Genomic DNA, 22,195 nt, shown 5'->3' with positions numbered 1-22,195 from the left:
TGCGCGGGCTAGCGGACGATGGCGATGTTGAAATCTAAGGTGCCGAGAGCTCCGACGAGCTCGAAGTACAGCCGGGAATACATCTCCGCGCCGCGTGCTCCGCGGATGCCGCCGAGGTCCACGATCATGTCCTCGACCCAGCCGAATTCGCGGAGGAGTCCGCGGGCGGTCTCCTTCGCGTCCGCGTCGTTGCCGGCGACGAAGATGTTGTGTTTCCCCGGCACTCGGCCCGGGTCCACCATTACATCGACGAACACCGTATTGAGCATCTTCACGACCCGCGCCTCGGGGTGGGCGCGCTGGATCTGCTCAGCGAGGCTGTCGGTGTTCGCGATGGTCAGCGTCGGCGGCATGCCCTCGGAGAAATCGAGCGGGAGGGCAACATCGATGAGGACTTTCCCTGCCAGGTTCTCGGCCCCGGCGACCTCGAGCGCGGTCAGCGAGAGCGCGCCGTGGGTCGCGTTCACGATGACCTCCGCCCGGGCGCCGGCTTCGGCGAAGGGTAGGAGTGCGATCTTCGGGTGCGCCGTGCGCCAGTCGGAGAACGGCGGATTCCCCATGGTGTCGGAATCGGTGCGTGCGAGCGTCTGCTCGACGTCCCTCGTGCCGATCGCGACGTCGTGGCCGAGTTCGCTGAGCCGGGCGGCGAAGCCGCGGCCGACCATGCCTGTTCCGAGGACGGTGATGTGCATGTCAGTTTCCAATCGTTGACGTTTCGGGGGAGGCCATGGTGCCGGCGATCACTGGCGGGGAATGTCTCCAGGCCGGGTGGCTATTCCATAAAAGTCGCTTGTATTGGTGCGAGGGAGTCACTGGTGATAGGTGTACCGACAGGGCATCCCTCCCGTAATGGCTCGGGCGTAACGTAGCGGTCATGGACAATCGAAACGAGGTGCGGGATTTCCTCACCAGCCGCCGCGCGAAGCTCACGCCCGCGCAAGCCGGTCTGCCGGACGGCGGCAATCGCCGCGTCGCGGGACTGCGGCGAGGCGAGGTGGCGATGCTCGCCGACACGAGCATCGAGTATTACTCGAAGATCGAGCGCGGCAATTTGGCCGGTGTCTCCGACTCTGTACTGGACGCCGTCGCGCGGGCTCTGCAACTGGACGAGGCTGAGCGCGAACACCTGTTCGACCTCGCACGCGCCGCGAACGGGGCCGCGATTGCCGTGCCGCGCCGCAAACCGAAGCAGTGGGCTGCCCGGCCGGGGCTGCAGCTCGCGCTGGACGCCATCACCGCGAGTCCGGCGTTCGTGCGCAACGGGCGGATGGACATCCTGGCAGTCAACCCCTTCGGCAGTGCTTTCTACGACGAGGTCTTGGACGGTCCTGGCCGGGGAAACCTGGCACGCTATAACTTCCTCGATGAACGCTCCCACGTCTTCTACCCGGATTGGGACGCCGCAGCCGACATCAGCGTCTCCATCCTCCGTACCGAGGCGGGCCGGGATCCCCGCGACAAGCAACTGCACGATCTCATCGGCGAACTGTCCACTCGTAGTAACGAGTTCCGTACCCGGTGGGGTGCGCACAACGTTCGCCGGCATGGCTCAGGGACCAAGAACTTTCACCATCACGTCGTGGGAAAGCTGACCCTTAGCTACGAAGGCCTCGAACTTACCGCTGAGCCGGGATTGTCCTTCCTGATCTACACCGCCGAACCCGGCTCGCCCTCCCACGAGCGTCTCCAGCTGCTCGCCAGCTGGGCCGCGACCCAACAGGCGTCCACCGATGAGAGCACCACCCGTCATCGCGACGCCACAGCGAACACAGAGACAAGCGCTACATCAAGCGCCGCCGCAAGCACTCAGGAGAAATACTGATGGAGATCACCCCGAAGACCCCGACGAGCAAGGGCCCGGCGGAGACGTTCACAGGCGACGTGTACGTGGATGCGATCGCCGCACCCCACGAGCCGAACCAACGCATGGTCGTTGCCCGGGTCAGATTCACTCCCGGGGCGCGCACTGCATGGCACTCCCACGCCCTCGGCCAGACACTGCACGTGACCGAAGGCGTCGCGCTGGTCGGCACCCGCGACGGACAGGTCATCCGCGCCACCCCCGGCCAGACGATCTACACCCCGCCGGGAGAAGAACACTGGCACGGCGCCACCCCCGAAGACTTCATGGAACACCTTGCGCTGCTCGACAACGCTGACGACCCGTCGACCACCACCGACTGGTTGGAACATGTCACGCACGGGGACTACCGGCAGGGCGCCCGCTGATGCATACCCGCACGCTAGGACAAGGACTCGAGGTGTCCGCCGTCGGTCTCGGCTGCATGGGCATGTCACAGAGTTACGGACCCAACCCCGGCACCCGCGAGGAGATGATCGCCGTCCTGCGCTCCGCCCTCGACCACGGCGTGACGTTCTTCGACACCGCCGAGGTCTACGGCCCCTACGTCAATGAGGAACTCGTCGGCGAGGCCCTCGAACCCGTTCGCGACCAGGTTGTCATCGCAACCAAGTTCGGTTTCGACATCGACGGCGGCAAGGGTGAGCTAAACAGCCGTCCGGAGCAGATCCGACGAGTGGCGGATGCCTCGCTGCGGCGTCTGCGCACAGACACGATCGATCTGTTCTACCAGCACCGCGTCGATCCCGATGTACCGATCGAAGACGTCGCCGGTACCGTCGCCGAACTCGTCACCGAAGGCAAGGTGCGCCACTTCGGGCTCTCCGAAGCATCCGCCCACACCATCCGACGCGCCCACGCCGTACACCCGGTGACGGCACTGCAAAGCGAGTACTCACTGTGGACCCGCGACCCCGAAGCCGCGGTCCTGCCAACGCTCGCCGAACTGGGCATCGGATTCGTACCCTTCAGCCCCCTCGGCAAGGGGTTCCTCACCGGCACCGTCGACCAAAGCACCCAGTTCGCGGCAGGCGACGTGCGAACCACCATTCCGCGGTTCAGCGAGGAGAACCGCACCGCCAACCACATGCTCGTCGAGCACGTGGCGGCGATCGCGCAGGCGAAGGGCGCCACCCCCGGGCAGATCGCCCTTGCATGGCTCCTCGCACAGCAACCGTGGATCGTCCCGATCCCCGGCACCCGCCGTACATCCCGTATCCAGGAAAACGCGGAATCTACCCAAGTAGCGCTCTCGGCCGACGAGCAGGCCGACCTTTCCGCGCTGGCCGATCGCATTGGTGTTGCAGGGGCGCGCTACAACGAACACCACCTCGGACTCGTCGGTCGCTGAAAAGCGGCCATTGCGACGGCGCGTAATTTGCCAGTGCACGAGGCACGGCGGCATCAGTTCGTTGCGTGGTCCTGGCGCTCGAGGAGGCGGGATGCGCCGTAGCCGATGACCATGCCCCAGAACGCGGCATGGATGCTGAAGAGGTCCAGGCCAGAGATCGTGACGACGAAAGTTACCAGGGCTCCGAGGGTGAAGTTCGTGGCGAATGCGGTAACGAAGGCCTGTTGGAGGGCCCGCAGCATTGCGAGGCCCCCCAGGGCCAGAATGAAGGCTTCGGGAGTGGCTAGCATGAAGCGGGTGAGCGTGGGGGCCAGCAGGGCGCAGACCAGAGACAGTAGGCTGTAGACCACTGCGGCGGTGTACTGGCGCTGTTTCTGGCCAGAGGAGGTCAGCAAAGCGTTGGTGGGGCCGGTGACGCAGGCCGAGACGGCGCCGAATACGGCATTGAGCAGGGAGAACACCCCCGAGCTCATTGCGAAGACGTTGATCGGAGGGTGGTGGCCGGCGGTCCGGAGCACGGCCGCCCCCTGCCCGTTCTGCACCACCAGTACCGTGAGCGCCAGGGGTATCACCAGTTCCAGTTGGGCGGCCCAAGTGAACTCGGGGGCGGTGAATACAGGGGCGGCGAGGATCGGTCCGCCGTCCTCAATGGTGAAACGGCCGCTGAGTGCGACGGCGATGACGCCCACGACAAGTGTGCCGAGCACCGGAGGGAGATACCTGCCCAAGGCGGGTACGGCCGCGAGCACGAGGAACGCCACCACCATCGGTGCCGCCACTGCGGGGTCGGTTCGGGTGGAAGAGACGATGTCCGTACCAAACCGGAGGAACACGGCTGCAACCATTGCCATGACAATAGGCACGGGAATCGCGGCCATTATTGGGCGCACTACCCCGGTGGCACCAAGGGCTAAGATCAGCACCCCGGCAGAGAAAAACGCCCCGACCACCTCCGGGAAAGACAGGTGCTGCAGGGACGGCCCCAGCAGTACGGTCCCCGGAATGGACCAGGCGAAGCCCAACGGCTGGCGGTAGATCAGTGACATGACCAGGGTAGCCGCGCCGGCCGAGAGGAAAATGGCGAAGACCCACGACGCGAGCTGGGCCTGCGTCAGTCCGCCGAGCGACCCGACCGCAAGGGTGACTGCGATCGGCCCGGAGGCGGAGAAGGCCAATCCGACGATCCCGTTCGAAGCGTAGTGCGGGCCGATGTCCCGCAGGACGTCACGCACTCCAGCCGGGCGGACCCTGGGCCGCTCGAAGAGCGGTTGTCCTCCAGGTTTCGGGCCTGGTCCTCCCCTGGTAGTCGTGGACGGGGCCTTAGAGGGGTGGGGCATGATGGCTCCTGAGCGATGACGGATGGGAAGGAATGGCCACTCATGAGGGAGTGGGGTCTCCTTCGCGGACCCATGTAGGCAACGAGCCAATCCTTGAAGTTGCGGACGGCACGACATCCGGAAGCTGGAGGGAGTTCTGGTGCGTTTTCACAGGGCCGCGGACTCCTGCAAACTGCCGTCAAGTAGCACTAGTCCCTGCAGGTTCCGCCTCGACCCATCAGCGGATGGAGTTGGGATGCTTGGCCAGCGGTGTGACCTTGATCTTCATGTAGGGGTACATCGGGAAGCCACTGAGGACACCGTGCAACTCGTCGTTGGACGCGACGTCGAACACCGAATAGTTCGCATACTCGCCGACCACCCGCCAGATCGAGATGAGGCGGCCTTCCTGTTGCAGCCCTTGGGAATACTCCTTCTCCAGCCCCTGCATGCGGGTGACGTCCTCAGGGGAGAGATGCGGTGGGAATTGCACGTCCATCCGGGCCAAAAACAACACTATTTTTCTCCTTGGTGGTTGGGGGCTACGACAGGCGGTACTTCGCGAGCTTGTCTTCGTCGATCTCTGCTCCGACCCCCGGCAGATCGCGCACGGAAATCGTGCCGTCGATTATCCGGAGCGGGTCAGCCATCAGGTCGTCAGCCATGTCGAGGAAGTTTGACAATTCCCCTGCCCGGCGGCTGGTGGCCTCGTGGGCGGCGCCAAAGGTGACGGTCGCCAGCGAGCCGACCTGGGTGTCGATCTGGTTGCCCATGGTCACATCCACGCCGAGCCCGGTGCAGAGCCCGAGTATCTCGGTGGCTTCCGTGAAGCCGGAACGCGCGGTCTTAATGCAGATGGCATTGCAGCCGCCGGAGAGCAGTTCCCGGGACGCATCGCCGGCCGTGGGAACGGATTCGTCTCCCACTACCGGGATCGGGGATTTGTCGACTAGGCGGCGGCGACTCATTGCTTCCTTTGCGTCACAGGGTTCCTCGAGCAGGGTCAGTCCCAATCCCTCGGTCCGCCGAAGGACCTCAAGGGCCTCATTCGCCGTCCACCCGCGGTTCGCGTCAAGGTAAAGCTCCACGTCTTCGCCCAGTCCCTCGCGCAGCACGTGGCAGGCCTCCACATCCAAGGACAGCGGCCGGCGGCCTACCTTCAGCTTGAAGGTGGTGATGCCGTATTCCTCGCCGAAGCGCAGGGCCTCGTCGAGGAGTTCCTGCGCCGGCCGAAAGCCGAGCATATGGCTGACCAGCATCCGGTCGGTATACCCACCCAGTAGCTTGTGCACCGGAGTGCCGAGTGTCTTGCCGAGCGCGTCCCATACGGCAATGTCGACGGCGCCCTTCGCTACCTGATTGTGAATGGTGCGGCGCAGCACCGCATGGATCTGCTCGCGGTCTAATATCTCGAGGCCGATCAGCTGCGGGGCAAAAGTCTTCTCGATGATCGTTCCGATGGACTCCTGGGTCTCGCCGTACGTGTAGGGCCGGGGAGGTGCGTCTGCAACTCCCACTACGCCGTCGTCGGTGTACAGGCGCACAAGAACGTGGTCAGCATTTGCCACCTCGCCGCTGGCAAATCTCAGTGGATGCGTGTACGGGATGGAGTAGGGAATCACTTCAATCCGTTCGATTTTCAACGGCGCGGTTCCTTTCGGGTCAGACGGTGCGAGAGTATTGGCGGAAGAGGTGAGAAGCGCCCAGAGCTTTTGCTCTGGGACGCTTCATTGGCCGTGGCCGCCCTGGCCAAGGCAAGAGCGGGGGACCCTCTACTTGGACTGACCCTCCTTGGCCAGAACGTAGTCGTATACGGCCTCCTCGCCGGCCGCGCCATCCGTGCGCGGCTTGGGATCGAGCATCAGCTCGGGCTTGACAGCAGAAGCGATGTCATCGGCGTTGTGCGGGTCACCGGGGAAGTAAAGCTGCTGGGTCACCGGCTGGTATCCCGGGGCGGAGACCTTGATGTGGATGTGGGCCGGGCGCCACGCGTGCCACCCTGCCGCACTGATCAGCTGTCCGCAGGCACCGTCCGTGGGGATCTGGTACGGGGCCGGGCGCATTGTGTGGAGCACGAATTGGCCATCGTCGTCGGCTTTCACGGTTGCGCGGAAGAGCCAGTCCGGCAGGCCCGGGGCGTACTGGGAGTAGAACCCAGCCGCGTCTGCATGCCAGATCTCCAGCTGGGCACCCTGGATCGGGTTGCCGTCAGTGTCGGTGAAGTGGCCGCTGAAGCGCAGAGGAGTGCCCTCCTCGTCCTCACGCATCTCCACGGTAGCGGGGGATTCAAGCACTGGGGAGTTCGGGACGTAGTAAGGTCCCTCGATGGTGCCCCTGGTGCCGGGGCGGTCCTGGGAGTTGACATCTTCCACAGTGTGTTCGAGCCACACGTCGAGGAACAGGGGCCACTCGCCATCAGTGCCGACCTTGATCAGCCACGCCTTCAGGGCGTTGTACTCCTCATAGGTGACTTGGTGCTCGACGACGATGTCGTTGGCAGCCTTGATCAGGGCTCCGGCGAGCAGGCTCACGCGCTCCTTGGGTACGCCCAGTCCAGCGATCTTGCCAGAGGCGGTGAAGCGCTCGGTGGCCTTCGAGCCGGCCTCTACGGCAGTACCCTCATCTTCTTTGCGGGTGTCCGCCTGAATCTCAGTCATGGTGATCTCCACTCATCTTGTATCCGGGACAGGAAAGGCTCCTATCCGGCCGTGACGCGCCGGGCGCAGGGTAGGCCCACAGGGCCAGCGGCTTCACGTGCCGTCCATCTCAGGTTAGGCGCAGGATAAGGACGAAACAAGTATCCATTAGGCGGCTTCTAGGTAACTAAACTTACATAAAGACACCCTTGGTAGACCCTAGGGGTTTGCCTGATGTGAGAGCTGTCACGCTGCACCAGAATGGCTCACATACCTTTTCCCACGATGGGCTGAAGCATGGTCACCACGGCCGCCGTTCGCCCGCCTCAATCTCCGAAGAAGGAGCACGTCATGACCGAGAACCTGACCCGTGTCCGTGAGGTCCTTGCCGACGCCGTGATCGACGATCGTGAGAACGGCGTCATCCGGGCGAAGCGCGAGATCTTCACGAACGAAGAGATCTTCGAACTGGAGATGAAGCACATCTTCGAGGGCAACTGGGTTTACCTCGCCCACGAATCCCAGATCCCCAACGTGGGCGACTACTTCACCACCTACATCGGGCGGACTCCCGTCGTCATCACCCGGGATAAGGACGAGAAGATCAACTGCATCGTCAATGCCTGCTCGCACCGAGGCGCGATGCTCTGCCGACGCAAGACCGACAACAGGACCACGTTCACCTGCCCTTTCCACGGCTGGACCTTCAAGAACTCCGGGGAACTGCTGAAGGTCAAGGACTCCCGCAACGCTGGATACCCGGAGACCTTCAACAAAGAGGGCTCGCACGACCTCACCAAGGTGGCCCGCTTCGACTCCTACCGTGGCTTCCTTTTCGGCTCCTTGAACGCTGACGTCCTCCCACTCGAGGATCACCTGGGAGACGCCACCAAGGTCATCGATTCGATTGTGGACCAGTCCCCGGAGGGACTCGAGGTCCTGCGCGGGTCGTCCACCTACACCTACGACGGCAACTGGAAGGTCCAGGCGGAAAACGGCGCCGACGGCTACCACGTCACCGCAGTGCATTGGAACTACGCCGCAACCACCGCCCGCCGAAGTGCCGGTGACTCCGCCAACACGACCAAGGCCATGGACGCCGGCAAATGGGGGAAGGTCAAGGGCGGCTTCTATTCCTACGACCACGGGCACCTGCTGCTGTGGCAGGAGTGGACCAACGCCCAGGACCGTCCGCTGTGGGACCGCCGCGACGAGCTCGTCCAGAAGTACGGCGAGGAGATGGCAAACTTCATGATCAACATCTCCCGCAACCTCTGCCTGTACCCGAACGTCTACATCATGGACCAGTTCTCCTCGCAGATCCGTCACTTCCGCCCTATTTCAGCGGACCAGACCGAAGTCACGATCTACTGCATTGCACCAAAGGGTGAGTCGCAAGAGAACCGCTCAAAGCGCATCCGCCAGTACGAGGATTTCTTCAATGCGACCGGCATGGCCACGCCGGACGACCTCGAAGAGTTCCGTTCCTGCAACAAGACCTACTGGGCCACCTCGGCGCCGTGGAACGACATGACGCGCGGCTCTACTCACGAGATCGTGGGTCCTGACGAGCAGGCCAAGGCACTGGGCATGTCCCGGGTGATCGCCTCTGGAATGCGCACCGAGGACGAGGGGCTATACCCGATCCAGCACGGGTACTGGAAGGAAGTAATGGACAAGGCCCTCGCCGACGCGGAACCCTCCGCCCAGGAAACCGTGCCGGTCACGGCCTGACCGATACCTCGAACCCACGAAGAGAGTGCTGAACACCAATGGCCAACCTGCTTAACCCCCTGACTGCGCTCAAGAGCGCCGAGGAGATCGCGACCCTCGAAACCGTACGTGCCTTTCTTTATAGGGAGGCCCGCCTGCTGGATGACCGCCAGTTCGACGAGTGGCTCCAGTGCTACCACCCGGACTCCGAGTACTGGATGCCGGCGTGGGACGTCGACGACCGGCTCACTGAGGACCCCCAGAACGAGATCTCGCTGATCTATTACGACAACCGTGGCGGCATCGAGGACCGGGTGTTCCGGATCAAGACGGACCGGTCCTCCGCCACCTCCCTGCCGGAGCCCCGCACCGGGCACAACATCACGGACGTGGAGATCCTGGAGCACGACGGCGACCAGGTGAAGGTCCGCTTCAACTGGTTCACCTTGTACTTCCGCTACAACACCACTGACACATATTTCGGCACGAGCTTCTACACCATCGATCTCTCCGGCGAGCAGCCGGTGATCCTGAAGAAGAAGGTTGTATTGAAGAACGATTACATCCACCACGTGGTGGATGTCTACATGATCTGACGGTATCCGGCGCCGTCCGGGCCCGACCGGGACGGTTGCGGTCAGGAGCATCCTGCCGAACATCACCTCATACGAGACAACTGCACCAACTTTCGGGGGTCGCGAGGACGCGACCACCAGCCAGGAGGAAATCATGGGCCATAAGGTAGCCCTCAGCTTCGAGGATGGCGTCACAAAGGTCATCAAGGTCGGCGACTACGAGACCGTCATGGACGCTGCATACAAGGCGCGGATCAACATCCCGTCAGACTGCCGTGACGGCGCCTGCGGCACGTGCAAGGCGTTCTGCGACTCCGGCTCCTTCGACCCCGGAGACTACATCGACGACGCCATGACGGAGGAGGAACTCGAGAAGGGCTACCTGCTCACCTGCCAGGCCGTCCCGGAATCGGACCTCGCCATCCAAATCCCGGCTACATCGGAATCCGCGAAGACCTCCGCCGCCACGTTCACCTCCACCCTGAAAGAGCTCGACAAACACTCGGAGTCCACCATCTCCTTCACCTTGGAGGTGCAGAACCGGGAGGCCCTGGCGTTCCTGCCCGGCCAGTACGTCAACATCAAGGTCCCGGGCACCGATGCCGAGCGCTCGTACTCCTTCAGCAACGGCCCCGAAGTTGAGGACACCTCCTTCATGGTCCGGATCACCCCTCAGGGCGCAATGTCGGAGTACCTGCGTGACCGGGCAGCGGTCGGGGACGCCATCGAGTTCACCGGCCCCTACGGCTCCTTCTTCCTTCGCGAGCCAAAGCGCCCCCTGCTCCTGCTCGCAGGCGGCACCGGACTAGCCCCGCTCCTGTCAATCCTGGAAAAGCTATCGGAGAACCCGCCAGCCACGCCGGTGCACCTGATCTACGGCGTCTCTCGCGAAGCCGACATCGTCGGCCTCGACTGGCTCCGCGCCTACGAAACCAAGTTGCCGGGCTTCACTTGGGACTACATCGCCTCGGAGCCGGATACCTCCGCCCCCCACACGGGCTACGTCACCCAGATCATCCAGCCGTCTCACCTCAACGACGGCGACGTCGACATCTACCTGTGCGGCCCGCCACCCATGGTCAACGCCGTCTCCAAGTGGCTGGACACCGAGGACATCCAGCCAGCCAACTTCTACTTCGAGCGTTTCGCCCCCAAGGAGACCACAGGCGGAGACGCCGAGACCGGCGCGCCCGCTCCTGCGGAGAAGCTGGAGACCGAAGGCGACACGATCAGCCGCGTCCAAGCAATTTCTTCCCTGGAAACCGGCCGTCTCGAGTTCCGTAAGGAGGACAGTTACGCCCACCTGGACGCCCGGATGGGGCTTGAACTTGCAGTCACCGAACTGATGCTGGGCCGCCTCAGCAATGAGCAACTGAACCAGTTCCGCCGTCTCGCGGAAGCGACCACACGCGCGGTGGGCAAGGGCAGGGTCCTCGACCCCGAAGAATACGTGAGGACCAACGAAGAGTTCCACGAGTACCTCTTCACGATCTGCGATAACCCCATGCTGCTTGAGTCGTACCGACGGCTCGACGTCCACGCCCAGATGGCAGCAACCTTCGTGGAGGGCACGGAAATCTTCGAGCGGGTCGCCCAAGATCACCTCGAGGTCGTTGCCGCATTCGAGCGCCAGGACAAAGAGCGCGCCCGGGAAGTCATTATGGCTCACGCCCGCGACGCCAAGGGCACCATGTCCGGGGCTATGGACGCCAAAGACAAAGTCTCCTGATGGTTATGACCTACGCCGGACAGTTCGTCACGCCCGGCCGCTTCGCCGGCAAGGTGGCGGTGGTGACGGGCGCGGCCCAGGGTATCGGCCAAAAGGTCGCCGAGCGGATTGGGGCCGAAGGGGGCGCGGTCGTCCTTGTGGACCGCGCCGACATCGTTCACGAGGTCGCCCGGGAGATCCAGGACGACGCGAAGAGGTCAGGGTCCGGAGGGTCCGCCGTCGCCGTGACCGCGGACCTGGAGACGTTCACCGGCGCACAACAGGCCGTGAGCGCGGCGTTAGACCTTCACGGCAGGGTTGACGTACTCGTCAACAACGTGGGGGGAACCATCTGGGCCCGCCCCTACGAAGAGTATGACGAGGAGAAAATCGAGAAGGAGATCCGCCGTTCACTCTTCCCGACCCTGTGGTCCTGCCGCGCCGTACTCCCGGCAATGCTCGAGCAGGGGTCGGGCACCATCGTCAACGTCTCCTCCGTGGCTACCCGCGGAATGCACCGCGTCCCCTACGCCGCGGCGAAGGGTGGTGTCAATGCCCTGACCCAGTCCCTGGCCATGGAGGTTGCCGAGCGAGGTATTCGCGTTGTCGCTACGGCACCCGGCGGCACGGAAGCTCCGCCCAGGAAGGTCAAGCGCGGACCGGAAGCGCAGTCATCGACCGAAAAGGCGTGGTACCAGACCATCGTGGACCAGACCATGGAGTCCTCCTTCATGAAGCGATACGGCACCCTGGACGAACAGGCCGCGCCGATCGTGTTCATGGCCTCCGACGAAGCGTCCTATGTCACCGGCAGCATTCTCCCTGTGGCAGGCGGGGACCTCGGCTGAGCACACTGTGACGGAAACTCGCTGGCGTGGCCGCACGGCGCGCTCCAGTATGCTTGCCAGCATGACCCCGGGCCCCCACCACGGCGACACCGAGGAGGACCTGGCGCTGCTCGGCCGGGCTGATGTCTTCGAGAAGTTGCTGGAAACGCTGCGTACGGTGCGTAAGGGCAGCGTGCGAACGGTAGTGCTCAGCGGCCCGCAGGGATCCGGTAAGACTGCCTTGCTGGACCTTTTCCTGGAGCACTGCAGCGCCGTGGCGCGTGGGGTGCGGGTGCTGTCCGCTACGGGAGACGAGTGGGAGGCGCAGTTCCCACTTGCGGGCTACTCCCAGCTCATGGTCACTCCGCCGCTGCGCTCGGCAAAGGACCATGGGCGTGACAACGTCCGGTCCGCGGACCCTGTCGGTGCTCTCAACGCTGCTCAAGTCGCCAACTACGCCTCGACTCTCAACGCACACCTTGAGGGGCTTCAATTGCACGGGAGCGTGGTGGTTGCTGTTGATGACGTCCAGCACCTCGACGCAGAAAGCCTGCACGTCCTCGCATTCGTCATGCGCCGGCTGCGCGGCAAGCGAATCCTGTTCTTGGTCACTCTGGATCCCACTCAAGCTCAGCTCGTCCCGGCGGGCGTCCTCGCCTTTCTCACCGGACATCAGGTTTCCCGTATTCCGCTGGAACCACTGTCACCGCAGCGGGTCCAGGATCTCGCACGGCGCTGGTTCGGCATCGACCTGAACGTGACGGCCGCCCAAGAGATCGTACGGCACACAGGTGGTTGGCCCGAGCCGATTGTGGAACTCCTGGGCGAGCTTCCTCCGGAGACTTGGCAGACATGGTTTTCATCCTTGCCCCCGAGCTCGCGCGTGCGGGGACGGGTGCGCAGCCTGCTCAACGCCGCGTCCCCCGATCTGGTGGCTGTGGCGGAGGCCGCGTCCGTGCTTAGACGTAGCGCCGGGATAGAGGAGGTTGCCCACGTCAGTGGAGTTGCGTCTGTGATGGATGCCCTCGACGAGGGCCACAGGGCCGGACTGCTGGGCCTGTCGGTAGAACGGGCCCCCTCGGTGGTGACTTTCTTTGCAGCGGGAAGTGCTGAGTCCGTCTATGAGCAGATCGTACCCGGCCGGCGCATTGAGCTGCACCGACGGGCTGCGAAAACTGTGCAGCTGGAGGGCGATCGCCTGGGTCACCGGGTGTCCGCGACCCCGGGCGCCGACGAGGCATTGGCCGCGGAGCTAGAGGAGTACGCCCGCCAACAGGCTCTAGTGGGTGCCTGGCAGGATGTCTCGACCGCACTGTTTTCCGCCTCCAGGCTCTCAGGGGACGTCCGTGCCGGCAACGATCGCCTCCTCAGGGCAGTCGACGCCCTTGTGGGTTCCGGCAACATGGCCCAGGCGCAGATGTGGGCCGCGGCAGTAGACGCCATGGCGCCCTCGCCGCTGCGTTCCTCCGTGCTTGGCTACCTCTCCACGGCGTCGGGACAAAACCACAGCGCCCAAACCCAGTTGGAGATGGCCTGGCGAACAAGCAACCCGCAGCACGACCCGGTGGCCGCTGCGCAGGTGGCCCAACGCTTGGTTCTGCATGGGGTGGCTTCCTGGGATGGCCCGCTCATCACCCGTTGGGCGGAGCAGGCCATGTCCCTGACAAAGCCGGGTACCCCGGCCCACATCGAATCTGAAGCCATCTATGGGCTGGGTCTTTATGCCCAGGGCAGGATGTCTGAAGCCGAAGCCTCCTACCGACTGGCCTTCGAACACGCTTCGGAGAATGCCCAAAAGCAACGCGTGCAGATGGGCGCCGGGTGGCTGGCTCTGCGGCTGGACGACGCCGAGACAGCCCTTGTAAATTTTGAAGCCGCTGCCCCGACCGAGTTCCGGGGCGGGTCATTGCGGATTTCCCTGTGGGCGGAGGCCTGGTTGGCCCGCACCCACCTCGTGCTCGGTAATTGGGATGCGGCCGCCGCCACTATTGCGCGCGCCTCGGTGCGGCTCGAGTCCTCGCGGATGCCACTGATCCGGCCGTTGTTGTACTGGACCGCCGCTGAGCTGTGGTCCCTGCGTGGGGATTGGGAACGGGCGCGGTACTACGTCTCCCAGGCCGCCGTGCAGCCGGGCACTTATCGGGCCATGCAGGTGCCGGCCAGTCTGGCCCGGGCGCGTTTCCATGAGGCACGGGCGGACTACGAAAGCGCTTTGGCCGTGTTGCAGCCCCTGACGGAGCTGGACCCCTGGACAGACAACAGAGTGTCGTTCTGGCCATGGCAGGACACCTATGTTAATGCCCTTGTCATGACCGATCAGCTTGATGTGGCCGACTCCTTTCTCACCGCCTTCGAGCACGTGCGGCGGGAGCGGGCAGTACCATCCGATCTCGCGCGGATGGCGTGGGCACGGGGCCGGCTCGTAGCCGCCCAAGGGGATTCCGATACCGCCAGGGAGCATTTCGAAACGGCGCTGGGGCATCTGCGCGGGCTTAACCGGCCATACCTGCGCGCCCGGGTGAGCTTTGCCTTCGGGCAGAGCATGCGGCGGGCCGGCAAAAGGCGTTTGGCATCCTCACTGCTGCGGGTGGCCAGGGATCTCTATGATTCTCTGGGCGCGGCCACGTATGTGGAAAGATGCGATCGGGAGCTGAAGGCGACAGGCCTGGACGTGGGCAATTTGCCCGACCCATCTGACGTGCTGGCTGCCGTGACTCAACCACAGATCCAGCTCACCGCCCAGGAGCAGTCAGTGGCCGAGCTCGTAGCAGCCGGGTCCACCAACAAGGAGGCGGCCCGTGCACTGTTTCTGGCCGAGAAAACCGTGCAGTATCACCTGACCCGTATCTACGGGAAGCTGGGGATCCGCTCACGCAGCGAACTGGCGGCAAGGTTTCGCCTCTCGGACTGACGCGTGGGCCACCTGCCATAGGGGCGCCCCATCGTCACAGGGATCCAGGAGCGGTGGGGGCGCGATTAGGAAGTCCTTTAGTTGCAGCGCCCACAACGTCGAGAAAACTTTGGAGCAGCGCTGACCGGTCCTCACGCCGCCAAGCAACGGCCAGCTCCACCTCAGGGGCCTGTTCAATATCGCGATAGACCACGCCCTCAAGCTGGAGGGCGCGGATGCTTGCTGGAATGATGGCGATACCAGCACCGGCGGCGACAAACGAGAGCATCGTGGAGGTCTCACTTATCACTTGGGTGATGCGTGGCTGAAAACCGGCCTTGCGGCAGATGGCTGCAGTGGTCCGGTAAAGCACCGACTCCGGTGGATACGAGATAAATTCCTGGTCTTGAAGTTCGTGCACGGCGACCGGTCGGTCCACGGCCAGAGCGCTGAACGAGGGTAATGCCACGATTAGCGGCTCGCGCGTCACGATACGGTAATCGATCTCCTGGGAAGCGATGGGCGGGCGCAGCAGCGCCGCGTCGAGAGTGCCATCCCGCAGCCCTGCCTCCATGGCCGGGGTAAGCATCTCACCGTGCAGATTCAGCGACAGCCCCGGGAGTACCTGCTTGGCGCGTCGGACGATCGGGGGCATAACCCCGTATGTAGCCGAGCCGGAGAAGCCCACACGCAGCACACCGGCCGCGCCCTGCCCAACCTGGTAGACATCGGCGCGGAGCGTGCCGACCGCGTTGACGATCTGCCGCCCCCGGTCCAGCAATTCCTGCCCGGCGGCCGTGAGTTCCACCCTTCGGGTAGTGCGATTCAGCAGCCGCACCCCCAGCTGCTCTTCCAGCTGGCGGATCTGCTGGGACAAGGGGGGTTGGGCCATGTGCAGGCGCTTGGCGGCACGGCCGAAGTGGCGTTCCTCCGCAACGGCAATGAAGTAGTTGAGCTGCCTGATCTCCATAGTTGAAGCCGTCCCTCCGTTTGGTGCCTCCGGTCCGACGCCGAACACCATTGATTCACAGAGTAACTATAAAGCGATTTACTCATAAAAGCATGAGACCTAATAATGAGGCCGGGCGGTTCACATCTGACCGGCTGCAGCCGGCCGACTGCCCAGCCATGTCCTCGGCAACTTGTCCATGGATCTGGCTTATGTGGGCAACGGCCGGCCGGCCCGGGTCAGAGGCGGACCGGAGGAGTGGTGGTCAACACCTCTTCCACGATGTGCTCCGTGATCTCCTCGGCCCTGTGCTCCGCTTCTTCCAGCTTGCGCTGGTGAGGGACCAAAACCGTCACGACCGCACCCAGGAGGGCGACGCCGCCATAGATATAGAACGCGGTAGCCCCGCCGATCCCTGCAGCAGCCAACCAGCCGCCGATGATTGGTCCCAAGATACCGCCCATACGTCCCACACTCGCGCACCAGGCCACCCCGGCTGCCCTGGCGTTGGTGGTGAAGTAGTTGGACTGGAACCCGTAAACCAGCACCTGCGTGCCGAGAGTGCCCACTCCGGCGATTGCGATGCACAGGAACAACACCGGCAGAGGGAAACCGAAGGTCATAAGCACCAGGGTGATCGTGGCAAGCACGAAGGTGCCCGCAATGACCCGCTGGGGACCCGCTTTGTCAGCGAAGCGCGAGAGCAGCAAACCTCCCGCCACAGCGCCAAGGTTCAACGCCAGCGGGAAGAACAGGGCGTATGTCCGCCCGTAGCCGTATCCCTCCATGATTTTCGGCAGCCACGTGTTCAAGCCGTAGGTCAGCAGCAGGCCGGAGAAAGACATCAAACCCAGAAGAAGGGAAGCCACGGCGAACTGTTTGGAGAAGACAGCCGCGAAGCCCGTCTTCTGCGGGGCGGCGCCTATCTGCCGAATGACCTGTTCTTCAATGAGCGAAACGCCGGTCCGCTGCGCAGCAACCTGGGCCTCCGCTTCACGGCCGCGGGCCAGCAGCCAGCGCGGGGACTCTGGGAGCTTGAACCAAGCGATGGGCAGAAGCAGGACGAGGGGGAGGGCGCCGATCATGAAGAGTCCGCGCCATCCAATGTTATTGAGGAGCAGAATGCCCATGACGGAGGCGAACACGCCGCCGGCGGGGACACCGGAGTAGACGATCGCGTTGTAGAACTGACGCCGGCCAGCCGGCGCAAATTCAGCCATGGTGGCGCCTGCGGTGGCAATGACGATGCCGAGGCCCACCCCGGTGATGAACCGCATGGCGCCGAAGGCCGTGACAGTAGTGGTCAGGGCCGTAATAAACATCCCAACCGAGAACCAAGCGATGCCCAGGAGCATGAGTCGGCGGCGGCCGAAAAAGTCGCCGACCGCGCCGCAGATCAGCGACCCGACCAACACACCAACAAGCGCCCACGAGCCCAAGAGGCCAGCTGCGGCGGCATCGAAGGCGCCAATCTGGCTTGGGTCGGCAAGCAGTCCCGGCAGGACGGTGCCGTATACGACGAGGTCGTAGCCATCGAACAAAAGTGCGGCGCAGATGACGAAGGCCACCCAGTTTGCGGTGCGCGCCTCTTTGCGCGGGTCTTCGGCGATGACGGTGTGGAGCTGAGCCATATGCCTGTCCTCTCTGACGGAGCATGGAAGTGGTGCCGTGGGGTGAACCTGTATCCCCCGGGCTTGGTCCAGTGTCTCAGGGGTGTGACGTCCGCCATATGCGGTAAATACCCGGCTTTTGGCTGGGGGGCAATCCATACTTTGCAGATATCAATCAAATGCGGCTGGGCATATCTTGGAGAAAGTAGGACCTGCTGGCCGCAAGAGGATGGCCCACAGTGCTGATGCGCGAGCGGTGCACGTGTCCTTCGGCGGCGAGGGCAACTCCGAGCTGGGCCGGTCCCACGGTGACTGGGCTTGACGAGTTCACGACTGGCCAGCCACCACCAGCGGTATGAATCGGTACGACTTAAATATGAATCAGGGGCACCAACCACCGGCTGGCGGCCGGGCCAATAGATAAGGTGAATTCATGATGAATCCCGCACGCCTGCACTCGGACCTGTCCCGCCTCGGCCGGGAGACCGATATGTTCATGGCCACCGCTGAGTCGCTGTCCGACGACGAAATGTCCGCACCATCCCTGTGCGAGGGATGGACCCGGGCAGATGTCATCGCCCATATCGCCTCGAACGGCCAGGCGTTGGTCAAGCTCATTGACTGGGCAACCTCGGGTCAGGAGCGGCAGCTCTACGCCTCGAAGGAAGCGCGCGCCCGGGAGATTTCGGAGCTCGCCACGTTGCCTCGAACCGAACTGCTTGGCCGGCTGCGCGAATCAGCCCAATACTTTGCCGAGCAGGCCCAGCGGCTGGCAGGGCAGCTCGCGGTTGAGGAGGTGAACCTACACGGTAAGCAGATTCCTGCGACGTCCATCGTGGCGTTGCGTATTGCCGAAATTGTGGTGCACCACCACGACCTCGACACCGCATGGACCATAGAGGAGGCCGACCCGGACTCGGTACTTAACGCCTTGGAGGCTGCCGTACGCACGATGCGCGCCCAAGGGGCACCTGGGATGACCCTGGTGACCGAGGAACGCGACGAGTGGGTAATCGGCGACGGTGCCCTGCGCGTCACGTCCGACCGCGAAGGATTGCTCGAATGGCTGGCCCGCGGCGTGGCCGAAAACGTCGAGGCTGACGGTCCCCTGCCTATACTGCCGTCCTGGTAACCGGCGCAGGTAAGGGGACCGGTGCCCAGTATGCCGGCACACTGGGCACCGGTTCCCCTACTTCTTAGTTCAGGGGCTCAGCTGCCTCGGCGTCGATCGCTGACGGGGGACCGCTGCTCAGCCATGATGACGCGCTCAATGGCATCGACATTGAACAGGAGCTGGAATACGTCCGGCCTTGGGTAATGGCCAACGGGGTCGTTGGCGTTCTTCGCGGAATGGATCTCGTTGTCGACGCCACAGCGGCAAGTGCGGCCGCCGCGTGGTCCTGGCGGCAGCTCTTCTCATGCTGGGCGGATAGCGTCCCCTCTGGTCCATGCCGCTAAGGCATCGAGAACCTCCAAAACTGGTCTTAGCCAGAATGGAGGGGTCACCGGATGATGGAAGCATACTCATGGCTGAAAGGACCCCCATGTCTATCTCCGTGGAATCATCCGCAGGCGCGACGGCCCCCGCAGCTGCCGGCGCCGCCGGGCCCTCCTCCGCATTACAGCTCCTCGCGGACCGCGCGCTTGCGGCCCGCCCCTCCGAAGTCCGCAAGGTGTTCCGGGCCGCTCAGCGCCCCGGCATCATTTCTTTCGCCAACGGCGCCCCCTACCTCGGCGCCTTGCCCTTCGACCGGATCGCAGAGGCCGCCCAGCGCATCCTCGTCGAGAGCGGACAGCACTCCTTCCAGTACGGAGCCAGCGACGGCATCCCGGAACTGCGGGGGCACATCACCGCGCTCATGGCCCTCGAAGGCATCACCGCCGACCCCACCCAGGTGCTCGTCACCTCCGGCAGCCAGCAGGCACTCGACGTGGCCGCCCGGGTGCTGGTCAACCCCGGTGACGTCATCTTTGCCGAGGCACCGTCCTACGCCGGTGGCATGGCCGTGTTCACGAGCTACGAGGCAGAGATCGTGCACGTGCCGATGGACGCCGACGGCCTCATCCCGGCCGAACTAGAGCGCCTGATCGGCGAAGTCCGGGCCGCCGGCAAGACCGCCAAGGGCTTGTACACGATTCCCAACTTCCAGAACCCGGGCGGCGTCAACCTCTCCGCGGAGCGCCGCCTGCAGGTGGGTGAGTTGTGCCGTAGCAACGATCTGTTGATCTTCGAGGACAACCCCTATGGGCTGCTCGGCTTTGACGGCGAAACCATGCGTGCCATCCAGCCGGAATTCGAGGACATCACCGTCTACTTCGGCTCCTTCTCCAAGATGATCGCCCCGGGCCTGCGTGTGGGCTGGGTCCTGCCGCCCGCCTCGCTCTACGGCCACCTCGTGAACGCCAGCGAGACATCCCAGCTGAACCCGTCGGTCTTCTCGCAGCAGCTCATCAGCGCTTACCTCGACGATCTCTCCTGGGAGTCCAAGCTGAGCGAATACAGGGGCATCTACAAGGAAAAGTTCGAGGCCCTCGTCGAGACCCTGGAAGAGGTCATGCCGGCCGGCACCACCTGGAACCGGCCCACGGGAGGGTTCTACCTCTGGGTCAAACTCCCCGAGGGCGTCGACACGGAAGCGCTGGTCTACGAGTGCATCGAGCGCGGCGTCGTCTACGTTCCCGGGACCGCCTTCTACACGGACGGAAGCGGACGCAGCGAACTGCGGATGTCTTTCTGCCTGCCACCCCTCGAGGACATCCGCAAGGGCGCCACCATTCTTGGCGAAGTCTTCACCTCAGCAGCCGCAGCGGCCTCGTCCGCCAGCGCACAAGCAGCCCCAACCAAGTACTAGGAAAACCATCATGACAATGACCCAAGATCGTGCCGAAGACGTCACGGCCCCGGGGCAGCTGTCGGCTGCCTACGTTGAGGCCGGCGACGACGGCTACCGCAAGACCATGTCCAACTTCCAGATCCAGATGATCTCCCTGGGCGGCGCCATCGGCACCGGACTGTTCCTGGGCCTCGGGTCCCGTCTGCATGCCGCCGGGCCAGCGCTGCTGATCGCATACGCCGTCACCGGCGTCGTCGCTTATCTGCTGATGCGCGCCATCGGCGAGCTCGTTATGCACCGGCCCACCACCGGATCCTTCGTGTCCTACGCGCGCGAGTTCTTCGGCCACAGGCTCGCCCACACGACCGGCTGGGTCATGGTGACCCTGGGCGGACTGCTCGGCGTCGTGGAGGTCACCGCGGTGGCCATCTACGTCCAGTACTGGTGGCCGCAGCTGGACAGCTGGATCCCGGCCCTCGTGGCCTGGCTCGTGATCGTCGGATCCAACCTCTTCTCCGCACGGATGTTCGGCTTCATCGAGGTCGGCGCAAGCCTCATCAAGGTCATCGCGATCGTCCTGTTCCTCGCCGCGGGGCTCATCATCGTGTTCTTCGGCGGTCCGATGGGCCTCGAGACCCAGGCGGGCGTCAGCAATCTGTTCTCCGGCGGCTTCTTCACCCAGGGTCTGCTCCCGGTGGTGCTCGTGAGCCAGGGCGTCGTGTTCTCCTACTCCGGCGTCGAAATCGCCGCCGTGGCAGCGGGCGAGGCCAAGAACGCCCGCAACGTCATGCCGAAGGCCATCCGCAGCATCGTGTTCCGGATCGTCGTGTTCTATCTCGGCTCCGTGCTGGTCCTCAGCATGCTGCTGCCCACCAGCGAGTACAGCGCAGCCGAATCGCCCTTCGTCACGGCGCTGGCCGGACTGCACATCGGTTGGCTCCCCTCGGTCATGAACTTCGTGGTCCTGACCGCCTCCATATCCGGCATCAACGCAACCCTGTATGCCTCCGTCCGGGCCCTGCGGACACTGGCGTCGAACGGTGAGGCGCCGCGCATCACGGCCAAGATGACCAAAAGCGGCGTTCCGGTGGGAAGCCTAGCCGCCATCGGCGGGTTCTACCTGCTCGGCGTCATTATGACCTATGTGTTCGGCGGGGCAGCCGTCTTTGAGACGGCCCTCGGTGCCTGCGCCGTGTGCATCCTGCTGCTGTGGGCCTCGCTCTTCGCCTGCCAGCTCCGCTTCCGCCAGCGTGTCAACGCAGGCATGCTTCCGGGCGTCGAATTCCGGATGCCCGGTGCGCCGTACTCATCATGGCTGGCGTTGGCTGTTCTCGCCGTCGTCTTCCTGTCCATGGTGCTGCCGGGAACCAGCAGCACGTGGTGGATGAGCCTGGTTGGGACCGTGCTACTGCTCGGAACCATCGCTGTGGGCTATGAGTTCAGCAAGAGGCGCCGGGCGTCATCCGAAGCCAGCCAGGTTAACCAATCACAGCTCCAGGACTGACTCCGCTGCCGTCGAGGCCCAGCGGCGCCCTCCCCGGCGCCGCTGGGCTTTTCTGGCTCACGGACCCTGCCGCGCAGGGCGTTCAGGAGGGCAATGATCACCCCGACGCCGGCGGAACCTTGTAGTACCGGGCGGGGATTTTAGCGGTGTCTGGCGGCCGCGAACCCAGCGCATTGCCGGCGTTGAGGAAGATACCGCGAGGGCAACGGCCAGCTTCGGGTCAGATGCCGACCCCATTCGTGCCGATCAGGGATCCGGCACCGAAACCGACCAACACCAGCGGCAATGAGTGCATTGGGGATCCCCTGAGCGCTCCGTGAACTGCGGCGAGATGTAGTGTCAGGTCGCCATGTATCCGCCGCTTACCAGATCGGTGGCGGCCAGCAACAGCCGCAGATCGCCCCGCCTGGGCAGCAAAGAA

The 22,195-nt window shown here is 64.1% G+C and carries 18 protein-coding genes; 11 read left to right on the top strand and 7 right to left on the bottom strand.

Features of this window, described 5'->3' with window-relative positions; all coding sequences use genetic code 11:
• Window positions 1-8: 8 nt before the first annotated feature.
• Window positions 9-692: an NADPH-dependent F420 reductase gene (locus J7I85_RS11290; protein ID WP_214851847.1), complete on the bottom strand. Its 684-nt coding sequence runs from the start codon at window positions 690-692 to the stop codon at window positions 9-11.
• Window positions 693-874: 182 nt separating this feature from the next.
• Here J7I85_RS11290 and J7I85_RS11285 point away from each other — a divergent pair, with 182 nt between their 5' ends.
• Genes J7I85_RS11285 through J7I85_RS11275 form a run of 3 tightly spaced genes read left to right on the top strand, consistent with a single transcriptional unit; the run spans window position 875 to window position 3,212 of the window.
• Window positions 875-1,822 carry a helix-turn-helix transcriptional regulator gene (locus tag J7I85_RS11285; RefSeq protein WP_214851846.1) on the top strand — a complete coding sequence of 316 codons (948 nt, stop codon included), beginning with the start codon at window positions 875-877 and terminating at the stop codon, window positions 1,820-1,822.
• On the top strand, window positions 1,822-2,229 hold the full coding sequence (locus J7I85_RS11280; RefSeq protein ID WP_214851845.1) for a cupin domain-containing protein: 408 nt from the start codon (window positions 1,822-1,824) through the stop codon (window positions 2,227-2,229). The genes J7I85_RS11285 and J7I85_RS11280 overlap by 1 nt, the downstream gene beginning before the upstream one ends.
• Window positions 2,229-3,212 carry an aldo/keto reductase gene (locus J7I85_RS11275; protein ID WP_214851844.1) on the top strand — a complete coding sequence of 328 codons (984 nt, stop codon included), beginning with the start codon at window positions 2,229-2,231 and terminating at the stop codon, window positions 3,210-3,212. Before J7I85_RS11280 ends, J7I85_RS11275 begins: the two co-directional genes overlap by 1 nt.
• A 53-nt stretch (window positions 3,213-3,265) precedes the next feature.
• On the opposite strand, the gene J7I85_RS11270 is transcribed toward J7I85_RS11275, so the two are convergent.
• The 4 genes from J7I85_RS11270 to catA all read right to left on the bottom strand — a co-directional run bounded on the left by J7I85_RS11270 (window position 3,266) and on the right by catA (window position 7,185).
• The gene (locus J7I85_RS11270) at window positions 3,266-4,444 is read right to left on the bottom strand and encodes a benzoate/H(+) symporter BenE family transporter (RefSeq protein ID WP_308159453.1); all 1,179 of its coding nucleotides are present in this window, start codon (window positions 4,442-4,444) and stop codon (window positions 3,266-3,268) included.
• 322 nt (window positions 4,445-4,766) lie between these two features.
• On the bottom strand, window positions 4,767-5,045 hold the full coding sequence (gene catC, locus J7I85_RS11265) for a muconolactone Delta-isomerase (RefSeq protein ID WP_214851842.1): 279 nt from the start codon (window positions 5,043-5,045) through the stop codon (window positions 4,767-4,769).
• 25 nt (window positions 5,046-5,070) lie between these two features.
• The gene (locus J7I85_RS11260) at window positions 5,071-6,171 is read right to left on the bottom strand and encodes a mandelate racemase/muconate lactonizing enzyme family protein (RefSeq protein WP_214851841.1); all 1,101 of its coding nucleotides are present in this window, start codon (window positions 6,169-6,171) and stop codon (window positions 5,071-5,073) included.
• Window positions 6,172-6,300: 129 nt separating this feature from the next.
• Window positions 6,301-7,185: a catechol 1,2-dioxygenase gene (catA, locus tag J7I85_RS11255; protein WP_251024243.1), complete on the bottom strand. Its 885-nt coding sequence runs from the start codon at window positions 7,183-7,185 to the stop codon at window positions 6,301-6,303.
• A 330-nt stretch (window positions 7,186-7,515) separates the two neighbouring features.
• Here catA and benA point away from each other — a divergent pair, with 330 nt between their 5' ends.
• The 5 genes from benA (at window position 7,516) to J7I85_RS11230 (ending at window position 14,898) form a co-directional block, all read left to right on the top strand.
• On the top strand, window positions 7,516-8,898 hold the full coding sequence (gene benA, locus J7I85_RS11250) for a benzoate 1,2-dioxygenase large subunit (RefSeq protein ID WP_214851839.1): 1,383 nt from the start codon (window positions 7,516-7,518) through the stop codon (window positions 8,896-8,898).
• A gap of 38 nt (window positions 8,899-8,936) precedes the next feature.
• Complete coding sequence (gene benB, locus J7I85_RS11245) at window positions 8,937-9,473, top strand: benzoate 1,2-dioxygenase small subunit (protein ID WP_214851838.1); 537 nt, start codon at window positions 8,937-8,939, stop codon at window positions 9,471-9,473.
• A gap of 133 nt (window positions 9,474-9,606) precedes the next feature.
• Window positions 9,607-11,181 (top strand): benzoate 1,2-dioxygenase electron transfer component BenC, encoded by a 1,575-nt coding sequence (gene benC / locus J7I85_RS11240; RefSeq protein ID WP_214851837.1) that lies wholly within the window; start codon window positions 9,607-9,609, stop codon window positions 11,179-11,181.
• Entirely contained in the window at window positions 11,181-12,008 is an 828-nt protein-coding gene (locus tag J7I85_RS11235) for a 1,6-dihydroxycyclohexa-2,4-diene-1-carboxylate dehydrogenase (RefSeq protein WP_214851836.1), read from the top strand. The genes benC and J7I85_RS11235 overlap by 1 nt, the downstream gene beginning before the upstream one ends.
• 61 nt (window positions 12,009-12,069) lie before the next feature.
• Window positions 12,070-14,898: an AAA family ATPase gene (locus J7I85_RS11230; protein ID WP_214851835.1), complete on the top strand. Its 2,829-nt coding sequence runs from the start codon at window positions 12,070-12,072 to the stop codon at window positions 14,896-14,898.
• A gap of 34 nt (window positions 14,899-14,932) precedes the next feature.
• On the opposite strand, the gene J7I85_RS11225 is transcribed toward J7I85_RS11230, so the two are convergent.
• Window positions 14,933-15,847: a LysR substrate-binding domain-containing protein gene (locus J7I85_RS11225; RefSeq protein WP_214851834.1), complete on the bottom strand. Its 915-nt coding sequence runs from the start codon at window positions 15,845-15,847 to the stop codon at window positions 14,933-14,935.
• A gap of 218 nt (window positions 15,848-16,065) precedes the next feature.
• Window positions 16,066-17,457, bottom strand: coding sequence for an aromatic acid/H+ symport family MFS transporter (locus J7I85_RS11220; protein WP_214851833.1), 1,392 nt, complete (start codon window positions 17,455-17,457; stop codon window positions 16,066-16,068).
• Between the two features lie 412 nt (window positions 17,458-17,869).
• On the opposite strand from J7I85_RS11220, the gene J7I85_RS11215 reads away from it, so the two are divergent.
• The 3 genes from J7I85_RS11215 (at window position 17,870) to J7I85_RS11205 (ending at window position 21,774) form a co-directional block, all read left to right on the top strand.
• On the top strand, window positions 17,870-18,568 hold the full coding sequence (locus tag J7I85_RS11215; protein ID WP_214851832.1) for a maleylpyruvate isomerase family mycothiol-dependent enzyme: 699 nt from the start codon (window positions 17,870-17,872) through the stop codon (window positions 18,566-18,568).
• 412 nt (window positions 18,569-18,980) lie between these two features.
• Complete coding sequence (locus tag J7I85_RS11210; RefSeq protein WP_214851831.1) at window positions 18,981-20,288, top strand: PLP-dependent aminotransferase family protein; 1,308 nt, start codon at window positions 18,981-18,983, stop codon at window positions 20,286-20,288.
• A 10-nt stretch (window positions 20,289-20,298) separates the two neighbouring features.
• Window positions 20,299-21,774, top strand: a complete 1,476-nt coding sequence (locus J7I85_RS11205; protein ID WP_214851830.1) for an amino acid permease — start codon at window positions 20,299-20,301, stop codon at window positions 21,772-21,774.
• Window positions 21,775-22,195: the final 421 nt, after the last annotated feature.

Source organism: Arthrobacter sp. ISL-65 (assembly GCF_018613795.1).
GTDB lineage: Bacteria > Actinomycetota > Actinomycetes > Actinomycetales > Micrococcaceae > Arthrobacter.
Note: the sequence above shows the minus strand (reverse complement) of the source record. Positions and strands in the feature narration are given on the sequence as shown.